The organism is Isoptericola croceus (assembly GCF_029382255.1).
Classification (GTDB): Bacteria; Actinomycetota; Actinomycetes; order Actinomycetales; family Cellulomonadaceae; genus Isoptericola; species Isoptericola croceus.
The window spans coordinates 135,365-150,918 of the sequence record NZ_JARLLG010000006.1; the positions used below are offsets into that span (position 1 = coordinate 135,365).

The 15,554-nt window shown below is 71.2% G+C and carries 7 protein-coding genes; all 7 read right to left on the reverse strand.

All coding sequences use genetic code 11. The features are described from left to right. Positions 1-71: 71 nt before the first annotated feature. Entirely contained in the window at positions 72-3,980 is a 3,909-nt protein-coding gene (locus PZC42_RS14035; protein ID WP_277212159.1) for a LamG-like jellyroll fold domain-containing protein, read from the reverse strand. A 94-nt stretch (positions 3,981-4,074) separates the two neighbouring features. Continuing rightward, positions 4,075-7,989 (reverse strand): LamG-like jellyroll fold domain-containing protein, encoded by a 3,915-nt coding sequence (locus tag PZC42_RS14040; RefSeq protein ID WP_277212160.1) that lies wholly within the window; start codon positions 7,987-7,989, stop codon positions 4,075-4,077. A 160-nt stretch (positions 7,990-8,149) separates the two neighbouring features. Then, complete coding sequence (locus tag PZC42_RS14045) at positions 8,150-10,264, reverse strand: glycoside hydrolase family 31 protein (protein ID WP_277212161.1); 2,115 nt, start codon at positions 10,262-10,264, stop codon at positions 8,150-8,152. Further along, positions 10,261-12,324: a glycoside hydrolase family 127 protein gene (locus tag PZC42_RS14050; RefSeq protein WP_277212162.1), complete on the reverse strand. Its 2,064-nt coding sequence runs from the start codon at positions 12,322-12,324 to the stop codon at positions 10,261-10,263. Before PZC42_RS14050 ends, PZC42_RS14045 begins: the two co-directional genes overlap by 4 nt. Positions 12,325-12,338: 14 nt before the next feature. Beyond that, positions 12,339-13,157 (reverse strand): carbohydrate ABC transporter permease, encoded by an 819-nt coding sequence (locus PZC42_RS14055; RefSeq protein ID WP_277212163.1) that lies wholly within the window; start codon positions 13,155-13,157, stop codon positions 12,339-12,341. Further along, positions 13,154-14,134 (reverse strand): carbohydrate ABC transporter permease, encoded by a 981-nt coding sequence (locus tag PZC42_RS14060; RefSeq protein WP_277212164.1) that lies wholly within the window; start codon positions 14,132-14,134, stop codon positions 13,154-13,156. Before PZC42_RS14060 ends, PZC42_RS14055 begins: the two co-directional genes overlap by 4 nt. A 25-nt stretch (positions 14,135-14,159) precedes the next feature. Continuing rightward, positions 14,160-15,428 (reverse strand): sugar ABC transporter substrate-binding protein, encoded by a 1,269-nt coding sequence (locus PZC42_RS14065; protein ID WP_277212165.1) that lies wholly within the window; start codon positions 15,426-15,428, stop codon positions 14,160-14,162. Positions 15,429-15,554 lie beyond the last annotated feature (126 nt).

Consider the following 15,554-nt stretch of genomic DNA (forward strand, 5'->3'; position numbering starts at 1 on the left):
CTCGTCCCCACAGCCGAGGGGGGGCGGGGCGAGCCCCCCCCCCCCCCCCCCCCCCGGCGTCGGCCGGAGTCCTAGCTGCAGGTGCTCCCCTCGTGCTCGTGCGCGGTGACGACGCCATCAGCGGTCACGGTCACCTCACCGGCCTCGATCTCCGCAGAGCGGGTGTTGAAGGCCTGGTACAGGCTCTCGCCCGGCGCCACACCGTTCGCGGCCTTCGACCCGTACGTGGTCGAGATCTCCACCGGCACCGCGGCGTCGGACACGTTCGTCGCACGCACCGCGAGACGGACCCGACCGCCCACGCACCGCGGCTCGACCGAGACCTCGACCGGGCTCGCCACCGTGCCGGCACGCCCGGCGCTCAGCGGTGAGACCGAGATGCGGTCCACGATCGGGGCCCACCGGGACCGCAGCGGGACGTCCGGCCAGTCGTCGGACGCGTACGTCTCGCCGTCCCAGTTCGTCGCCTCCTCGGAGCTGAACGTGATCGTGTTCTCCCCCTCCTCGAGGTCGAGGACGATGGTCTTCTCCCAGAAGTAGTTCTCGTGGAACGAGTGCGGGAACAGCACCGGCACCACGGCTCCACCGTTCACCGAGATGTCCGCGCGGCGGGCGATCGGGTCCGGGTTGTAGTGCGTCGCCGGCGACATCTCCGGGTTGGAGTACCGGACCACCATCGCGTGCGGACCTGCCGTGCCCGCGTCGACCTCGAAGGTCAGCGTGTTGTCGTTGCCCGGGTCGCCCCCGACGTCGGCGACGGCCTGACCGCCCTCGGCCAGGGACAGGTCGACGACGGCGGCACCACCGGCGAGCGTCGCGTCCTCGGCCTGGTACTCGGTCGCCTCCAGCGCACCGGTCCCCGCGTCCACGGTGAGTCGATCCACCGTCACACCGCCGGCGCCACCGGTGACGACGACCTTGTTCACGCCACCGTCGAGGTGCACGGCGATCTCGTCGCTCTTGGCGAGGTCGAGCACGTCATGGCCGTTCACCGCAAGGGTGCCGGCACCGGCACCGAGGAGGTCGACGCCGAGCGTCTTCTCCGCGTCCACGTCCCCGTAGACCCAGAACGTCGCGGTGTCCCCGTCGTCCAGCGCCACGGCACCCGCACCGGACACGTCCGCCGCACCGACACCGTCGGGCAGCTCGTACACCGTCTCGCCCCCGTCGATCGACGCGAGCTCGGCCTCGTAGACCGCGGTCGCGGCCTCGGGGTTCGGCAGCGAGAGCGTGATGCGGTCGATGATCGCGTCACCCTGCGTGGCACCCGTCCCGTCGAGGCTCTGGGCCGCGAGCGAGATGGTGTGCGTGCCCGCGGTGAGCTCGACGGTGGTGTCGGTGTGGTCCCACACCACCCACTTATAGCCCAGCGGCAGGAAGATCTCCTGCTCGGCTGCGCCGTCGACCCGCACGAACACGTTGGTCGGCCCCTGCTCGGCGACTCGCTCGAAGGTGTTCATGCTGTTCGCGAAGACCGAGAGGTCGTAGGTGCCGTCCTCGGGGACCGTGACCTCGAAGTCGAGGACGCCGTTCGAGCCGGTCCGCAGACCACCCACGTTGTACCGGCCGGAGGTGTAGAACTTCCCGACCGCCGAGGGCGAGCCCTCCGGGCCGTTCCGCGAGTAGCCGGACCCGGTGTACGTGGCGTCCTCGGCCTCGTAGCTCCCGTCCCACAGGGTGCGGGGGACCATGGTGGTCTCGCCGACGCCGGCCGGCGTGACGACGATCTCGTAGGCGGACGACTCGGTCAGCAGCGGGAGGCTCTCGCCGTCGAAGTCCACCGCGACGGCGCCGCCGGCGACCTCCATCACCGACTCGCTGAGCAGGCGCGGCTGGGCGGAGTCGCCGATCTGCCCCGTCCACGGGATCTCACGGACGGTGACGCGGACGTCGTCCCCGAAGAGATCGCTCGGCAGGTTCAGCAGGTCGATCGGGGCGGCGCCGTCGGCCCCGCCGATGATCGCCCGGGCGACGGCGGTCTGCTCGTCCAGCGTGGCGACGCCCTGCAGGGTGTAGTTCTGCCCCGGGAAGGGTGGCGTGACCTCGACGGTGTGCCCGGTCATCTTCGAGTAGGTGTTGTACAGCCACCACTGCCCGTTGCCGCGGTTGGACTGCACCGCGGAGTCGGACAGGTTGCCGTCGATGTTCCAGTACGCGATGTCGGCGTCGACCTTGGAGTCCTCGATCGCCGAGACCCACTGGATCATCTGGCCAGGCACGGACGTGTGGTAGTTGAAGGCGTACTCGTTGAGGTTGATGGGCAGCTCGGTGCCCTCGTGCTCGGTCCCGGCGAAGACCTCCTTCTCCCAGCCGCGGTACTTCGCCACGGAGTCGCGGATCCGCTGGGGGTGCGACAGCTCGTGCCACGTGATGACGTCGGGCACCGTCCCGGCCTGGACGGTGTGCCGCATGAAGCCACGGACCTGGTCGTACAGGATGCTGGTGTTCGGCCCGGAGATGCGCGCGTCAGGCATGCGGTCCTTGATCACCCCGTACATGCGGTCCCAGGCCGCGAAGTAGTGGGTGGGGTTGTTGAGCCAGGACGTGCCGTTCAGGCTCCACTGACCGGTGCCGAACATGTTGCCCTCGGGCTCGTTGAACGGGAGGAAGACGACGTTGTCGTGGTACTCCTCCGGGAGCTCGAGAACCTGGTCGACCTGCTTGACGATCTTCGCCTCGTACGTATCGAGCTTCTCGGCGGGGGTGTCACCCGGCCACTGGTACGGGAACCCGCGGTGGATGTCGGTCATGTAGATGTAGACGTCACCGCCGGTGGCGTCCGCGAGCGACGGCAGGATCTCCAGCGCGTCGGCGCCGGGGTGCTGGGGTCCGTCCTGCGCCTTGGTCGAGACCGTGCGCACACCCATGCCTTCGATCAGGTTGTCGCTCGGCAGCCCTGGGCCGTACAGCCCGTACAGCGTGCCCGCTGCACCACCGTGGAACGGCCCGGTGTCGGTGCCGAAGTCGACTTTCAGTCCACCGCGGTCGACGGTGACGGTGGCGGTGACGGGCGCTCCGGCCGCCTCGCCTGCCACGGTGAAGCTGCCGGTCTGGGCGTACTGCGCCGGGTCGATCTCCTCCCAGACGATGGGCACGTTGCGGTCGTAGCCGTCCGAGAACGACGCGCGCGCCGACGCGGGCAGCTCCGGTGCGGCCTGGACGGTGGTCCGGACGCCGAACGTGTCCTTCGCCAGCGACTCCAGCGTCGGGACCTCGTCGACGAGGCCGGCGACCTGCTCCGCGCTCAACGCGGCACGGAAGACCTGGAAGTCGTCGATCGCGCCGTCGAACCGCGGGTCGGGGTAGAACGACCGGCCGATGTACCCGGCCGACGTCGCAGCCTCGGTCAGCAGCTCCCCGGCGGCGATCCCGGTGGGGGCGCTGTCGACGGCCACGCCGTCGAGGTACGTCGTCACGCTCCCGGCAGTGGTGTCGAGCGTGGTCGTCAGGGTGACCCAGTCGCCGGCCTGGAGCGCACCGTAGCCGGTCACCTGCGCCTCGCCACCACCCCCGCCGGTGGTCACGGCACTGCGCAGGTTGCCACCGCCGCTGGACGGGGTGGTGAACAAGTACCGGTCGGTGTCGCTGCCGAGGTCGAAGACCCGCTGCCAGCCACCGCCCACGCCGTCCCAACGCACCTGGGCAGAGACGGTCAGGTCGGTCGCACCGTCCAACAGCTCACGCGGCAGGGTCACGTAGCCGCCGCCGGAGCCGCCGAGCAGGTCGAGCGCGGCGCCGCCGCCCTCGGACTCGATGACCGCGGTCGAGCCGGAGATCGTGCCGTCCAGCCCGTTGCCGGAGGTGTCCGGGACGACGTCGTCGGCGATGTCGTCCATCGTGTAGTGGAGGTCGGGGGCCGGCAGGGCCTCGTCAGCGGCGGCAGGGAGCGCATATGCTCCCGCACCGGCCGCGAGGGTCAGCGCCACGGGCAGGGCGACGGCGGCCTGCCGTGGTCTGCGCCGTGAAGGTGTCGTGCTCATCGTTGAGTGCCTTCCTGGTCAGGTGTCCTCGTCGTGCGGCGCACGCTCGGACGTGGTCAATACGTGCTCACCCGGGTGGGTGCCGTGCTGGCTGCTAGCTGCAGGTGCTCCCCTCGTGCTCGTGCGCGGTGACGACGCCACCGGCGGTCACGGTCACCTCACCGGCCTCGATCTCCGCCGAGCGGGTGTTGAAGGCCTGGTACAGGCTCTCGCTCGGAACCACGGCTTCCTTGGCCTTCGACCCGTACGTGGTCGAGATCTCCACCGGCACCGCGGCATCGGACACGTTCGTCGCACGCACCGCGAGACGGACCCGACCGCCCAGGCACCGGGGTTCGACGGCGACCTCGACCGGGCTCGCCGCCTCGCCGGCACTCCCGGCGCTCAGCGGCGAGACCGTGATCCGGTCCACGATCGGGGCCGCGTCGGCCTCGAGGTTGTAGTCGGCCGGCCAGGTCTCGGAGGCGTAGGTCTCGCCGTCCCAGTTGGTCGCCTCCTCGGAACGCACCGTGACGCTGTTCGCGCCTGCGGCGAGGTCGAGCACCACCGTGCGCTCCCAGAAGTTGTTCTCGTGGAACGTCGGGACGAACATCTCGCGCTGCGGCTCGCCGTCACCGACGGAGATGTCCGCGTGCCGCGCGACCGGGTTCGGGTTGTAGTGCGTCCCGTCCACCTGCTCCGGGTTGGAGAAGCGGAACACCACGGCGTGCGGTCCGGCCTCGGCCGCGTCGACCTCGAAGGTCAGCGTGTTGTCGTTGCCAGGTGCACCCCCGATACCGCTGACGGCCTGGCCACCCTCGGCCAGGGACAGGTCGACGACGGCGGCACTGCCGGCGAGCGTCGCGTCCTCGGCCTGGTACTCGGTCGTCGCGAGCGCCCCGGTCCCGGCGCCGACCGTGAGCCGGTCGAGCACGGCACCGCCGGCACCCGCGGTGACGACCACCTTGTTGACGCCGCCCGCCAGGTGCACGGCAACCTCGTCGCTCTCGGCGAGGTCGAGCACGTCATGGCCGTTGACCGATACGGTGCCGCTGCCGGCGCCGAGCAGGTCCGCCCCGAGCGTCGCCTCGGCGTCCTCGGCCCCGTAGACCCAGAACGTGGCGGTCTCGCCCTCGGCGAGCTCCACGCCGCCGGCACCGGACACGTCGGCCGCGGTGACGCCGTCGGGCAGCGCGGACGCGGCGTAGACGTTCCGGCCGTCCGACGTGGCGTGCTCGGCCTCGTAGACCGTCGTGGCCGCGTCGGGGTTCGGCAGGGAGAGCGTGATGCGGTCGATGAGTGCGTCACCCTGCGTGGCGCCCGTCCCGTCGAGGCTCTGGGCGGCGAGCGAGATGGTGTGCGTGCCTGCGGTGAGCTCCACCGTGGTGTCGGTGTGGTCCCACACCACCCACTTGTAGCCCAGCGGCAGGAACAGCTCCTGCTCGGCTGCGCCGTCCACCCGCAGGAACACGTTGGTCGGCCCCTGCTCGGCGACTCGCTCGAAGGTGTTCATGCTGTTCGCGAAGACCGACAGGTCGTAGGTGCCGTCCTCGGGCACCGTCACCTCGAAGTCGAGCACACCGTTCGAACCGGTCCGCAGACCACCCACGTTGAAGCCGCCCGAGGTGTAGAACTTGCTGACGTCGGACGGCGAGCCCTCCGGGCCGTTCCGCGTGTAGCCGGACCCGGTGTACGTGGCGTCCTCGGCCTCGTAGCTGCCGTCCCACACGGTGGGCACGGCCGCGGTGGCCTCCCCCGTGCCGGCGGGCGTCACGACGATCTCGTACGCGGACGAGTCCTGCAGCAGCGGCAGGTCCTCCCCGTCGAAGTCGACGGCGAGGGCGCCGTCGGCGACCTCCACGACCGACTCGCTGAGCAGGGCGGGGGGTGCCGAGTCGCCGAGCTGGCCGGTCCAGCCGATCTCCCGCACCGTGACGCGAGCCTGGTCACCGAACACCTCGGGGACGTTCACCAGGTCGATCGGGGCGGCGCCGTCGGCCCCACCGATGATCGCCCGCGCGACGGCGGCCTCCTCGTCCAGCGTGGCGACGCCCTGCAGGGTGTAGTTCTGCCCCGGGAAGGGTGGCGTGACCTCGACGGTGTGCCCGGTCATCTGTGCGTACGCGTTGTACAGCCACCACTGCCCGTTGCCGCGGTTGGACTGCACCGCGGAGTCGGACAGGTTCCCGTTGATGTTCCAGAAGGCGATCATCGCCTCGACCTTGGAGTCCTCGATGGCGGACATCCACTGGATCATCTGACCGGGCACGGACGTGTGGTAGTTGAACGCGTACTCGTTGACGTTGATGGGCAGCTCGGTGCCCTCGTGCTCGGTGCCGGCGAACGCGTCGGCCTCCCAGCCCCGGAAGCGCTGCACGGACGTGCGGATGCTCTCCGGGTGGGACAGCTCGTGCCAGGTGATGATGTCCGGCACGGTGTCCTCGGCCACGGTGTGCTCCATGAAGCCCCGGACCTCGTTGTACAGGATGCTGGTCCCCGGGCCGGCGATCCGCATGTCCGGGTAGGCGTCCTTGATGGTGCGGTAGGTGACGTCCCACGCGGCGAAGTAGTCGGTGGGGTCGGTCCGCCACGACGTGCCGTTCAGGCTCCACGGTCCGGTGCCGAACATGTTGCCCTCGGGCTCGTTGAAGGGCTCGATGACGATGTTGTCCCGGACCTCCGGGTCGAGGTCGGCGATCATCGCGAGCTGGTCGTCGAGGACGTCCGCGAAGTCGGCGAGCTTCTCGGCGGGGGTGTCACCCGGCCACTGGTACGGGAAGCCCCGGTACCAGTCGGTGACCCGCAGGTACACGTCGCCGCCGGTGGTGCGGGTGAGCTGCTGGGCCACCTCGAGCGCGTCGGAGCCGGGGTGCTGGGCGCCGTCCTGCGCCTTGGTCGCCACCGAGCGCACGTTCATGCCCTCGACGAGGTTGTCGGTGGGCATCCCGTCGCCGTACAGGCCGTAGAGCAGGCCTGAGGCGCCGCCCTGGAACTCGCCGGTGTCGGTGCCGAGATCCACCTGCAGACCACCACGGTGCACGGTCACGTTCGCCGTGACGGGTGCCCCGGCAGCGTCTCCGACCACGGTGAAGGTGCCGGTCTGGGCGTACTGCGCCGGGTCGATCTCCTCCCACACGACGGGGACGTCGCGGTCGTAGCCGTCGGAGTACGAGGCGCGGACGGCGGCGGGCAGCCGCGGCTCGGCCGCGACGACGGTCCGCACGTCGTACGTGTCCTGGGCCAGCCCGTCGAACGTCGGGACCTCGTCGACGAGGCCGGCGACCTGCTCCGCGCTCAGCGCGGCACGGAAGACCTGGAAGTCGTCGACCGCGCCGTCGAACAGGGGGTCGGGGTAGAACGACCGGCCGATGTACCCCGCCGAGGTCGCGGCGTCGGTGAGCAGGTCGGCGGCGCTCACCGAGGTCGGCGTGACGGCGACGGCCACGCCGTCGAGGTACGTCGTCACGCTGCCGGCAGTGGTGTCGAGCGTGGTCGTCAGGGTGACCCAGTCGCCGGCCTGGATCGCGCCGTAGCCGGTCACCTGCGCCTCGCCACCGGCCCCGCCGCTGGTCACGGCGGTGCGCAGGTTCCCGCCACCGTTGGACGGGGTGGTGAACAGGTACCGGTCGGTGTTGGTGCCGAGGTCGAAGACCCGCTGCCACGCGCCACCCTGGCCGTCCCAGCGCACGCGGGTGGAGATCGTCAGGTCGGTCGCGCCGTCGAGCACCTCGCGCGGGAGGGTGACGTAGCCGCCGTCGGAGCCTCCCGCCAGGTCCAGGGCGAGGTCGTCAGCGCCCGCACCCTCGACGACGTCCGTGGTGCCGGAGATCGTGCCGTCCAGGCCGTTCCCCGAGCTGTCCGGGACGACGTCGTCGGTGATGTCGTCCATCGTGTAGTGGAGGTCGGGGGCCGGCGGCTCGTCCGCCGCCGCGGGGAGCGCCGATGCTCCCGCACCGGCGGCGAGCGCCAGTGCTGTGGACAGCGCGACGGCGGTCCGCCGTGGTCTGCGCCGTGAAGGTGTCGTGCTCATCATCGAGTGCCTTCCTTCTGGTCGTGCGCCCTCGGCGTGCAGCGCACGCTCGGACGTCGTCGTTCGAGCCCGCCCGGCAGGCGGTGGCCGTGCGTCTGCCCTCCCTTCGTGTCGAACCGGTTCGACGCCGCCGCGACGGCCGGCCTCGAACCCCTGAGGTCTACTCGGTCGTGCCGTCGAGCCGTGCCGTACGGTGCCCGGCAGCACCTGCCGTCCGTCCGACGAGGTGCGTGAGCGCACCGTCACGCAGGAAGACGGGCACCACGTCGAGCGGAGCGTCCGCGCGCACGACCGTACCGCCGTCGTGCACCCTGCCGGTCGCGGCGTCGGTCCAACGGGCACCCGCAGGCAGGTAGACCTCCCGCTCGCGCGCGCCGGCGCTCAGGACCGGGGCGACCAGGACGTCGGGGCCCAGCAGGAACTGGTCGTCCACGTCCCACGCCCGGGGATCGTCCGGGAACTCGTGGAAGAGGCCACGCATCGCCGGCTGGCCGTCGGTGTGCGCGGCGCGCATCACGTCGCGGACATAGGAGCGCAACGCCTCACGCAGATGGACGTACCGCTCGAGGATCGTGTACACCTCCTCGCCGAAGCTCCACAGCTCGTTCGGCCCGCCCGAGCGCAGCCTCCGTGAGCCGTCCGCCGCGGTGATCTCCTCGTACGGCAGCCGGTCCCCGTGCAGACGCATGACGGGGCTGAACGCCCCGAGCTGGAACCACCGCACCAACAGCTCGTGGAACTCCGGGTCGGCTCCGTCCCCGTGGTGGAAGCCCCCGATGTCCGTGGTGAACCACGGGATGCCCGCGACACCCATGTGGATGCCCGCCGTGATCTGCCGGGCCATGTCCTGCCACGTCGAGGCGATGTCACCCGACCACACCAGCGCGCCGTACCGCTGGCTGCCGGCCCACGCGCACCGGACGAGGTTCACCACCTCGTCCTCGCCGTCGGCCCGCTGACCGTCCGCGAAGGCCCGGGAGAAGGCCTGCGGGTAGAGGTTGCCGACCCGCTGGTACGGGCCCAGGTGCGTGCGGTACGCGTCGTAGTCGTAGACGCCGAACTCCGGCTCGGCCTCGTCCAGCCAGAAGGTGCGGATGCCGTGCTCGCCGTAGTTCCGGCGGCAGGTCTCCCACAGCCAGCGACGCGCCTCAGGATTGGTCACGTCGAGGAACACGCTCGGCCCCTCGAAGGACATCTGGACGTCCAGGCCACGATCGGCGCGCACCAGCAGGTTGTGCTGGCGCAGGTGCTCGAAGTTCTCCGAGGACAGCGCCACCTGCGGCCAGACCGACACCATGAGCTCGACGCCGAGGTCACGCAGCTCGGCCACCATGGCCGCCGGGTCCGGCCAGAACTCGTCCTCGAAGCGGTAGTCGCCCATGTGCGGCCAGTGGAAGAAGTCCGCGACGATCACGTCCAGCGGCAGGCCACGACGACGGTGCTCGCGCGCGACCTCGAGCAGCTGCTCCTGGTTCCAGTAGCGCAGCTTGCACTGCCAGAACCCCAGACCGCGCTCCGGCATCATCGGGGCGTGGCCGGTGGCGTCGGCGTAGGCGCGCGAGATCTGGGCCGGGGTGGAGCCGGCCGTGACCCAGTAGTCCAGCTGGTGCGTCGACTCGGCGTGCCACTCGGTGCGGTTGCGGGCGAACGTCGCCCGGCCGATCGCCGGGTCGTGCCACAGGAACCCGTACCCCGCGCTGGAGACCACGAACGGCACCGACGCCTGGGAGTTGCGGTGCGCCAGCTCGAACGTCGAGCCCTTGAGGTCCAGCACGTGCTGCTGGTACTGGCCCATCCCGGCCAGCCGCTCCTCCGGGTCGGACTCGAACGACGCCGTCAGCGTGTGCCCGTCGCCCCCCTGGTGCGGGCGCAGGTGCCGGGCCCGGAGGTTCAGCGACCCGCCCCGGTCGTGCTCGCGCAGCAGCAGGCGGCCGTTGGCGTCGTAGAACGCCAGCTCGCAGTGGAACACCTCGTAGCCCACGGAGTGGTGGAACCCCGACGACGCCGCCAGCTCGACACGGATCGCGCCGTTGCGCAGGGTGGCGCCGTCCGGTCGCAGCTCCACCCGGGCGTCGGCGTGGGCCCCGGGGTCCGGGGGCAGCAGGGCCCAGTCGGTGTCCTCGACCTCCCCCATGACGGTGGCACGCACGCGGACGCTGTCACGCCCCCAGGGCTCGACGACGAGCACCTCGCCGCCGCCACGCCACACCAGGCGAGTGCCGTCGGCGTGCACCGGGCTGTCGGGCGGGGTGGTCGTGCCGGTCGATGCGGTCACCGGGTCTCCTTCGACGGGTGTTCTGGGTGTGAGGTCACGTCAGGTGCTGGTCGGTCGGGCGAGGCGGTCGGCACGAACACGCGCATGGTCGACGGTCCGCGCTCGGCCCACCGGTGGTACGGCACGAGGGGGACCTCGAGCAGCTCGGCAGCGCCGTCGGACGGGCCGGGCACCGGTTGCCCGGCAGCGAACGGCGGCCTGCCCGAGCCGCCGTCGGGCAGCGGCAGCGTGCGCGCCGCGACGATCGCGCCGTCCCCGTGCGGCCGCACCTCCGCCGCCGTGTCGATCCGGACCTCCTCCAGCGCGACGCCGGCGGGAAGGTCCACGGACTCCAGGCACAGCACGAGGGGCCCGCGCTCCACGGCGGCCGTGCCGCGCGCGGCATCCACGCGCGGGTCCGGCCAGGTCAGACGCGGCCCGACGGGGAGCTCGAGGACGACGACGTCACCCGCCGCGAGCGCGCCCGGCACGTCGACCCAGCCGGGGTCCACGGGCCGTCGCGCGCCGGTGCCCTCCCCCGACGGCCCGCCCGACGGCGCAGCGAGTGTCGCGCCGTCGGCCCAGTGCGGCACCCGCAGGCGCAGCGTGACGGGCTGCGACGGCGCCTCGACCACCACGACCCGCACGGTCCCCGACGCGGGGTAGGTCGTGTCGACGCGCAGCGCGAGCTCGCCGTCACCCACGGCGAGGCGCAGGTCACCGCTCGCGTACTGGGCGAGCGTGACGACCGGCGCGGAGCCGGCTGGCCCGCCAGGTTCCGCAAGGCCCTCGACGAACGCCGCGTAGGTGTGCCACGAGGCGAGCGTCCGCGCCACGTTGGTGGGGCAGCAGGAGACGTCGAACCAGGGTGCCCGGGCACCGCCCTCGGCCCGCGGGTTCACGGCGTCGGGCTGCATCGGCGCGCCCTGCTCGCGCTGCTGCAACGGGTTGGCGTAGAAGAAGGCCCGGCCGTCCGCCCGCGGCGAGGTGGCGACCACGTTGAAGAAGGTGCGCTCGATCAGGTCGGCGTAGCGGACGTCGTCGGAGGCGAGCAGCAGGCGCCACGACACCATGACCGAGGCGATGCCGGCGCACGTCTCGCAGTAGGCGCGGTCCGGGGGCAGCTCCCAGTCGTCCCCGAACCCCTCGTCCTGGTGACGCGACCCCATCCCCCCGGTGAGGTAGGTGCGGCGCTCCACCGAGCGCGTCCACTGCCGCTCCACGGCGGCGCGCAGCTCGTCGTCGCCGGTGTCGACCGCGACGTCGACCGCCCCGGCCGCCAGGTACAGCGCCCGCACGGCGTGCCCGCGCCACACGTCCGCCTCACGGACCGGGACGTCGTCCTGGAAGTACGCCGGGCTGAGCAGGGCGATCGGGGCGAGGGTTCCCCGCCCGCGCCGCTCGACGAACAACCGGGCCTGCTCGGTGTAGCGGGGCTCGTCCAGCGCACGCCCCAGCTCCGCCAGGCCGAGCTCGATCTCGGGGTGACCGCAGAGGCCGTCGCGGCCGTCCGGCCCGAACTCGCGGCACACCTGGTCCGCGGCGCGGCGCGCCACCTCGACCAGGTCGTCCTCGCCGTGGGTGCGCACCCGGGCGACGGCGGCCTGCAGCAGGTGCCCGGTGCAGTACAGCTCGTGCCCGGTCGACAGGTCGGAGTAGCGGGCCGGCTGGCCGGCGTGGCCGTAGCAGGTGTTCAGATAACCGTCGTCGTCCTGTGCGGCCGAGACCCGCCCGACGAGCTTGGTCCACAGGGCGCCGACCACGGGATCACCGGTACGCCCGAGCTCCCAGGCCATCGCCTCGAGCAGCTTGTAGACCTCGGAGTCCGAGAACTGCCAGCCGGGCCGCGGGGTGTCGTCGGTGCCGACCGTGCTGTCGGCGACCCGGTCGAAGTTGGCGAGCCAGCCGAGGCGTTCCATCCAGTCGGCGCAGTGCTGCAGGGTGGCGCGGGCGTTGGTCTCCTGGAGCCGCCCCCAGAACCCGCCGTCGAGCAGCAGCTCGCCGATGCCGACGCCGCGGCGGTTCCCGCCGGGGGCGACGGGCCGGGCCCGGACGCCGCTGCTGGTGAGGGTGTCAGTCACAGAAGGTGTCCTTGTCAGTCCTTGACGGCGCCGGCGGTGACGCCGGCGGCCACGTAGCGCTGAGCGACCACCAGCAGCACCGTCGCCGGGACCGACGCGACGACGGCGGTGGCCATGATCGCGTTCCACTGCGTCGTGTTGTTGCCGATGTAGTTGTAGATGCTCAGCGTGATCGGGATGAGGTTGCCGTTGCGGTTGAGGGTCGAGGCGAAGATGAAGTCCGACCACGCCCACAGGAAGGCGAACAGCGAGACCGTGAGGATCGAGTTGCGGCTCACCGGCAGCACGATCGAGACGAACGTGCGCCACGGCCCGGCACCGTCCACCCGCGCCGCCTGCAGCAGCTCGCGCGGGATGCCGGCCATGAACGCCGTGAAGAGCAGCACGCCGAACGGCACGGCGATCGTGGAGTCCGCGATGATGAGGCCGCCCACCGAGTTGAGCAGCCCGAGGCTGTTGTAGACGGCGTAGAAGCCCATCGCCATGACCACGGCCGGGATCATCTGCGCGACCAGCAGCAGGAAGTTCAGCGTGCGCCCGCCGCGCAGGTGCAGCAGGGCGAGCGCATAGCCGGCCGGCGCGGCGATGACGACGGTCAGCACCACGCACCCCAGCCCGATCAGCAGGCTGGTCCCGAGGGCGGGCAGCTGCTGGGCGAAGACCGCCTCGTACCCGTCGAAGGTGGGGTTCCAGGGGAACCAGTGCGGCGGGGAGGAGCGCAGGTCGCGGGTCTCGGTGAACGAGACGTTCACCATCCAGTAGACGGGGAACAGCATGAGCAGGGTGAAGAAGATGCCCAGGGCCGTCTTCCACCAGGAGCGCTGGGTGGTCATGAGGCCTCCTGTCGGCGCTGGAGCTGCAGGTGCAGGAACCCGAAGACGAGCGCGATGACGATGAGCAGGTTGCCGACCGCGGCCGCGGGCGAGAAGGACGGCATGCCGGTGCCGAACGCCTCCCGGTAGGACCAGATGGCGAGCGTCGTCGACGCGTCGCCCGGCCCGCCGGTGGTCATCACCCAGATGACGTCCACGACCTTGAGCGTGTAGATCAGGCCGAGCAGGATCGTGATCGCCGAGACGGGCCGCAGCAGCGGGAACGTGATGCTCCAGAACTGCCGCCAGGGGCCCGCGCCGTCGAGCGACGACGCCTCGTAGACCTCACCGGGGATGTTCTGCAGGCCCGAGTAGAGGATGACGAGGTTGAACGGGATGCCCAGCCAGATGTTGGCGATGGTCACCGACAGCAGGGCGGTGTCCGGCGAGGTGAGCCAGTTGATCTGCTCGCCCCCGAACGCCTGGATCACCGAGTTCACGATGCCGTTGTCGCTGTTCAGCATCCAGGCCCAGGTGGAGGCCGAGACGATGAGCGGCAGGAGCCACGGCACGAGGAACAGGGCGCGCAGGAAGCTGGACAGGCGGAAGCTCGACCGGAAGAACACCGCCAGCGCCAGCCCGATCGAGAACTGGAACACGATCGAGCCGATCGTGAACAGCCCCGTGTTGAGCAGCGCCGTCGGGAACGTCGAGGAGCCGAAGATCTCGAGGTAGTTCTCGAACCCGACGAACTCGGCGTCGCCCTGGACGAACGCGCGGATCGTGTAGTCGTGCAGGGACAGGTCGATGTTGCGCCACAACGGGTACGCGTAGAAGACCGCGAGGTAGACGAGGAGCGGCGCGGCGAAGCCGACGGCGGCCCACTGGCTCGGGTTCAGCGTCCGTCGTCGCCGCCGGCCGGGCGGCACGGCGGGCCGGGTGCCCGCCGTGCCGCGCGGCTCGTGACGCGACCCGACGACTGTCGGGGTGCTGCTCATGGTGTCGTCCTTCGTCGGAGGTGCGTCAGCTGGTCGCAGCCTCGGCGTTGGCCTGTGCGGCCTCGAGGGCCTCGGCCGGGGTGGCGGCGCCGGAGAGTGCGTTCTGCACGGCCGTCCACAGGGCCTCGGAGATCTTCGGGTAGTCGGTGCCGAGGTTGTCGCTGGTGCGACCCTTGGCGTTCTGCACGGCCTCGACCCACGGCTCGAGGTCGGCGTTCTCGGCCGTCAGCTGCTCCTGGCCCTCCGCCGTCGGCGGGATGTAGTACGCGAAGGTGTTCGCCGTCTCGACGAAGCCCTCCGGCGTCGTCATGCACTCGACGATCTGGCGCGTCACGTCGTAGCGCGCCGTGTCCGACTGGACGGGCGCGACGATGAACTCGCCACCGGTCGGGGCCGGGGCGACGCCGCCGTCCTTGCCCGGGAGCTGGACGATGCCGGTCTCGAACTCGGCCTCGGCCGCGCTGTTGACCTGCCAGGTGCCGTTCTCCGCGAAGGCGAAGTCGCCGGTGAGGAACTCCTCCCACACGGTGTTCTGGGAGTTGTTGATGACCGAGTTGGGCGCGTAGCCCTCGTCGAGCCAGCCCTTCCACAGCTCGAGGGCCTCGACGGCCTCCGGCGAGGCGAGGTCGGTCAGGTCGGCGCCGGAGCCCCAGAACCAGGGCAGGAACTGGAACGAGCCCTCCTCGGTGCCGATGCCGGCGAACGTGATGCCGCGGTGGCCGGCCTCGTCGACCTGCGCGAGCGCCGAGGTCAGCGAGTCCCAGTCGGTGATCGACGCCGGGTCGACGCCCGCGTCGGAGAGGATCTCGGCGTTGTAGTACAGCGACAGCGTGTTGGCGCCGATCGGGATGCCGTACGCGTCACCCTCCAGGACGCCTGCGTCGAGGAGGTTCGCGTCGATGGCCGAGGTGTCCAGGCCGAACTCGTGGACGGTGGTCAGCATGCCGGTGTCGGCCAGGGTGGAGACGGCGGGGTTGTCGAGCAGGATGACGTCGGGCGAGGTGCCCTCCTGCGCGGCGAGCAGCGCCTGGTTGGTCAGCGCTGTGGTGTCGTAGGCGGTGCGCTCGATGGTCACGCCGGCCTGCTCGCCGCACTGCTGGACGCGGCCCTCCCAGTCGGACGATCCCTCGTGCTGGGGGTACGGGTCCCACCAGGTGTAGGTGCCACCTGGTGCGTCGCCGGTCGCCTCGTCGCTGCTGGCACCGCCGTCCGACGAGCAGGCGCCGAGGACGCCGACGACGGCGAGGGCGGCTGTCGCCGCGAGAGTGGTGTGCTTGCGCCGATGGTGCTGCATGGCTGTTCCTCCTTGAACGGCGGCCGGTCCGACGTCGTCGGCGGCCGGTGTGGTGCTTCTTCTGCTGTGCCGCGACCGGTCCGGATTGTCGAACCGGTTCGCTGACTGGCTGTGCGGTCGCTGCGC

Coding starts and splice junctions, on each gene's coding strand:
- PZC42_RS14035 (WP_277212159.1), bottom strand. CDS start 3,980: ATGAGCACGACACCTTCACGGCGCAGACCACGGCAGGCCGCCGTCGCC.
- PZC42_RS14040 (WP_277212160.1), bottom strand. CDS start 7,989: ATGAGCACGACACCTTCACGGCGCAGACCACGGCGGACCGCCGTCGCG.
- PZC42_RS14055 (WP_277212163.1), bottom strand. CDS start 13,157: ATGACCACCCAGCGCTCCTGGTGGAAGACGGCCCTGGGCATCTTCTTC.
- PZC42_RS14060 (WP_277212164.1), bottom strand. CDS start 14,134: ATGAGCAGCACCCCGACAGTCGTCGGGTCGCGTCACGAGCCGCGCGGC.
- PZC42_RS14065 (WP_277212165.1), bottom strand. CDS start 15,428: ATGCAGCACCATCGGCGCAAGCACACCACTCTCGCGGCGACAGCCGCC.